Source organism: Flavobacterium sp. (assembly GCF_028712645.1).
GTDB lineage: Bacteria > Bacteroidota > Bacteroidia > Flavobacteriales > Flavobacteriaceae > Flavobacterium.
Genome location: NZ_JAQTPQ010000304.1, coordinates 1 through 3,865, shown reverse-complemented (window position 1 = coordinate 3,865; position 3,865 = coordinate 1). Strand labels below are relative to the sequence as shown.

General features: G+C 33.8%; 5 protein-coding genes and 1 pseudogene. 4 read left to right on the top strand and 2 right to left on the bottom strand.

Features of this window, described 5'->3' with window-relative positions:
• Both PHC28_RS16775 and PHC28_RS16770 read left to right on the top strand, forming a co-directional pair.
• A partial coding sequence (locus PHC28_RS16775; protein ID WP_300103302.1) for a DUF6452 family protein occupies positions 1-533 on the top strand: 533 nt, incomplete at its 5' end.
• Positions 505-1,311, top strand: coding sequence for a DUF6048 family protein (locus tag PHC28_RS16770; RefSeq protein WP_300103300.1), 807 nt, complete (start codon positions 505-507; stop codon positions 1,309-1,311). The genes PHC28_RS16775 and PHC28_RS16770, both read left to right, overlap by 29 nt.
• A 7-nt stretch (positions 1,312-1,318) precedes the next feature.
• On the opposite strand, the gene PHC28_RS16765 is transcribed toward PHC28_RS16770, so the two are convergent.
• A complete protein-coding gene (locus PHC28_RS16765; protein ID WP_300103298.1) occupies positions 1,319-1,555 on the bottom strand; it encodes a hypothetical protein in 237 nt (78 codons plus the stop codon).
• Positions 1,556-1,596: 41 nt separating this feature from the next.
• Positions 1,597-2,772 (bottom strand): THUMP domain-containing protein, encoded by a 1,176-nt coding sequence (locus PHC28_RS16760; RefSeq protein ID WP_300103296.1) that lies wholly within the window; start codon positions 2,770-2,772, stop codon positions 1,597-1,599.
• A 70-nt stretch (positions 2,773-2,842) separates the two neighbouring features.
• Here PHC28_RS16760 and PHC28_RS16755 point away from each other — a divergent pair, with 70 nt between their 5' ends.
• Both PHC28_RS16755 and PHC28_RS16750 read left to right on the top strand, forming a co-directional pair.
• Entirely contained in the window at positions 2,843-3,586 is a 744-nt protein-coding gene (locus PHC28_RS16755; RefSeq protein WP_300103294.1) for a class I SAM-dependent methyltransferase, read from the top strand.
• Positions 3,586-3,865: pseudogene (locus tag PHC28_RS16750) on the top strand (ZIP family metal transporter); the annotation flags it as partial. The gene PHC28_RS16755 and the pseudogene PHC28_RS16750, both read left to right, overlap by 1 nt.

The window sequence follows — 3,865 nt, the reverse complement described above, 5'->3', positions numbered from 1 at the left end:
AAAAAATAATTATACTTTTACTGATTGCAACATTCTCTTTCTCCAGTTGTGAGAAAGACGATATTTGTGATGCCAATACCTCTACAACTCCCCGACTTGTGATAGATTTTTATGATATTACTACGCCGTCTTTATTGAAAAAAGTGACCAATTTAAAAGTCATTGGTGACGGAGCTCCCGAAGGAATTGTTTTTAGCACCGCAACTGACGGCTCTCAATATTTAACTAATGCAAGTTCTATTTCAATTCCTTTAAAAATAGATGCAGATACTACGACTTATAGTTTTATATTGAATTATGAAAATGCAAACCCTACATTGATTAACGAAGATAAAATCACTTTCAATTATACTCGTGATAATCTTTTTGTATCAAGAGCTTGTGGTTTTAAAACTGTTTTTTTATTAAATACAACCAATCCTTATATTCATTCCGATGCAACTATTCCAGACCTTTTGTGGATAAAAGCTATCTCGGTTGAAAAAAATAACATCGATAATGAAAATGAAACACACATTAAAATATTCTTTTAGTTTTTTGCTTTTGATATCGTTGTTTTTGACTCAGGCACAAGAAACTGTTCTAAAAAATACTTCTAAAACTAAGATAGAAGGCGAGATTCCTGAATCTCCAAAGCAGGCAATAACCAAAGTTTCGACAATTGTTAAAACCGATTCTATTCTGGTAAAAAAGGATCGTTACGGTTTGCGTGTGGGCGCCGATTTGTATAAAATGACACGTGCTTTATATGACAAAAACTATAAAGGAATCGAATTTGTTGGTGATTACCGATTAACAAAAAAATATTTTTTGGCAGCCGAACTCGGAAATGAAAGCAAAACCACCGATGATACTCGTTTGAATACAACAGCAAAAGGTACTTATTTAAAAGTTGGTTTTGATTATAACGGCTACGAAAACTGGCTTGATATGGAAAATATAATTTCTATTGGTTTGCGTTATGGTGCAAGTACTTTTAGCCAAGAATTGAACAGTTACAGAATTTACAATCCAAATCCTTATTGGGGTGAAATGCCAACAATTGTATCTGGAGAAAAATTTAGCGGATTAACTGCCAGCTGGATCGAAGTTGTTGCTGGAGTAAAAGCAAAAGTCATCAATAATGTATTTGTAGGTTTTAGTCTTCGATTGAATCGATTGATTTCGAATCATAAACCTGCCAATTTTGACAACCTTTATATCCCAGGATTTAACAGAACCTACAATGGTGATTTTGGTGTGGGATTAAACTATACGATTACTTATTTTGTACCTATTTATAAGAAGAAAGTAACCCCTAAAAAGGAATAATTCTCAATTAAGTTATATCCTTAATTCCCTTTATAAACATCCATTTCATAAATAGTTTCTCTCCATCTTTGGTTTTTACTGCTTGAAATTTTGGAGCCAAAATTGTTCCTATCACAAAAGCTGTCATTGGAATCCATAATCCAGTTAGATGGGTGTATTTTGCCACTAAAAACTGAATAGAAATAAATAATATTGCAAAACAACCTAGTTGGTATAGAAATGCTCTTACTTGTAATTTGGTCATATTTTTGGGTGTTAGGTGTTGGGTTTAAGGTTTAAGGTCAATTACTGAACACTACCATCTGTTACTTGAAACTTCGTTCTCTTGCTTCCTTCATACATTTCATATTTTACTAATCGCGCTTCGATGCTTGCATTGAAAAGTTTAATTTTTCGAGAAGGTTTTAAACCAACAAATTTCAAGGCTTCGAGATTTCCTGTGATAAACCAAGCGTTTGTTCCTGGATAATTTTTCTTCAAGGTGTCTCCAATATTCTTGTAGAATTCTTCCATATGAATATCCAATCGCTCATCATAAGGTGGATTGAAAACCATATGCAATTTACCTTCTGAAGTTTTCTCGGTATCAAAAAAGTTTCTTTCTTCGATGGTGATATATTCGTCCAGATTGGCATTTTTAATATTGTCTTTAGCTTTCATCACAGCACTTGGAGCTTTATCGTACCCTTTTATAGTGTAATGAAATTCTCGAATTTTCTTCATCAAGGAATCCATAATTTGGTCAAACAAATCATTGTCCCAATCATTCCATTTTTCGAAAGCGAATTCCTTGCGATTAATATTGGCCGGAATATTACAAGCAATCATTGCAGCTTCCGCCAAAAAAGTACCAGAACCACACATTGGATCTAAGAAATCACCTTGACCATCCCAACCCGAAAGCAACAAAATTCCAGCTGCCAAAACTTCGTTGATAGGAGCAATATTGGTTGCTGTTCTATAACCACGTTGGTGTAAAGAATTACCGGAAGTATCCAAAGCTACCGAAACTTGGTCTTTGTCAATATGAATATTGATTCGCAAATCAGGATGAATTTTTTCAATGCTCGGACGCTGTCCTGTACGTTCACGAAACTGATCCACGATGGCATCTTTACATTTTTGAGAAACAAATTCCGAATGATTAAAATACTCCGAATGCACGGTAGCATCAATCACAAAAGTCTGATTAGCACTGATAAATTTCGACCAGTTCACGCCCGAAATTCCTTTGTATAAAGCCTGTTCGTCTCTTGCTTTGAAGAAATAAATAGGTTTCAAAATTTTCAAAGCAGTTCTTAATGACAAGTTCGCCTTGTACATAAAACCTTTATCTCCTTTAAAACTAACCATTCTCACTCCTTGCTCGACATCTTGTGCGCCAAGCATTTTCAATTCATTTGCTAGTATTTCTTCAAAACCAAAAAAGGTTTTGGCAATCATTCTAAAATTATTTTCCATTGTAAAATCAAGTATTCGGTGCAAAAATACACTAAATTTGCACGAATTGAATTATATAGAAAAAGAATAAATGCCGAATTCACTAAAATCCAAAACACACAACTGGTTTGCCTCTTGGTTTGACACTCCTTATTACCACATCCTTTATAAAGAACGAAATTATAGAGAAGCCCAAGTTTTTATGGATAATCTGACACATTATCTTAACCTTCCTGAGAAAGCAAAAGTACTCGATTTAGCTTGTGGCAAAGGACGACATTCTATTTATTTGAACCAATTAGGTTACGAAGTTGTAGGGGCTGATTTGTCTGAAAACAGTATTGCTGAAGCCAATAAAAACAAAAATAAAACTTTAACTTTTCAGGTTCACGATATGCGAGAAACTTTCGAAGACAAGTTTGACGCCATATTTAATTTGTTCACTAGTTTTGGTTATTTCGAAAATGACGAAGACAATTTGACCACTTTAAAAGCGATGAAAGAAAGTCTTACTGAACACGGTTTTGCCGTTATCGACTTTATGAACGTGAACCAAGTAGTGAATAATTTAGTTCCTGAAGAAGTAAAAACTGTTGAAGATATTGACTTTCACATCAAAAGATATGTAAGCGATGGACATATTTATAAGGAAATTGACTTTGAAGACCAAGGCGAAAAATATCATTTCACCGAAAAAGTAAAAGCCCTAACGCTCCAAGATTTTGAACAAATGATGGAAGAAGCCGGGATTTTTCTTTTAGACATTTTTGGAGATTATAAATTGAAAAAATTCCACAAAACTGATAGCGAACGATTAATAATGATTTTTAAATAATGAATTATCTTTTACCATTATTTTCAGTACTAATTGGGTATATAATCGCCTTGTTTTTGAAACCCAAAAACAAAACCAATCTTAAATTATTGTTGGCATTCAGTGGCTCTTTTTTACTGTCGCTAACCGTAATGCATTTACTTCCTGATGTATATCAAAGCGAGAATAACAATGTGGGAATATTTATAATGTTGGGGATTTTGTTCCAAATAATATTGGAATTTTTCTCCAAAGGTGCCGAACACGGCCACGTTCACGGCCATGACCAAATGTCCCATA

Coding starts and splice junctions, on each gene's coding strand:
- PHC28_RS16770 (WP_300103300.1), top strand. CDS start 505: ATGAAACACACATTAAAATATTCTTTTAGTTTTTTGCTTTTGATATCG.
- PHC28_RS16765 (WP_300103298.1), bottom strand. CDS start 1,555: ATGACCAAATTACAAGTAAGAGCATTTCTATACCAACTAGGTTGTTTT.
- PHC28_RS16760 (WP_300103296.1), bottom strand. CDS start 2,772: ATGGAAAATAATTTTAGAATGATTGCCAAAACCTTTTTTGGTTTTGAA.
- PHC28_RS16755 (WP_300103294.1), top strand. CDS start 2,843: ATGCCGAATTCACTAAAATCCAAAACACACAACTGGTTTGCCTCTTGG.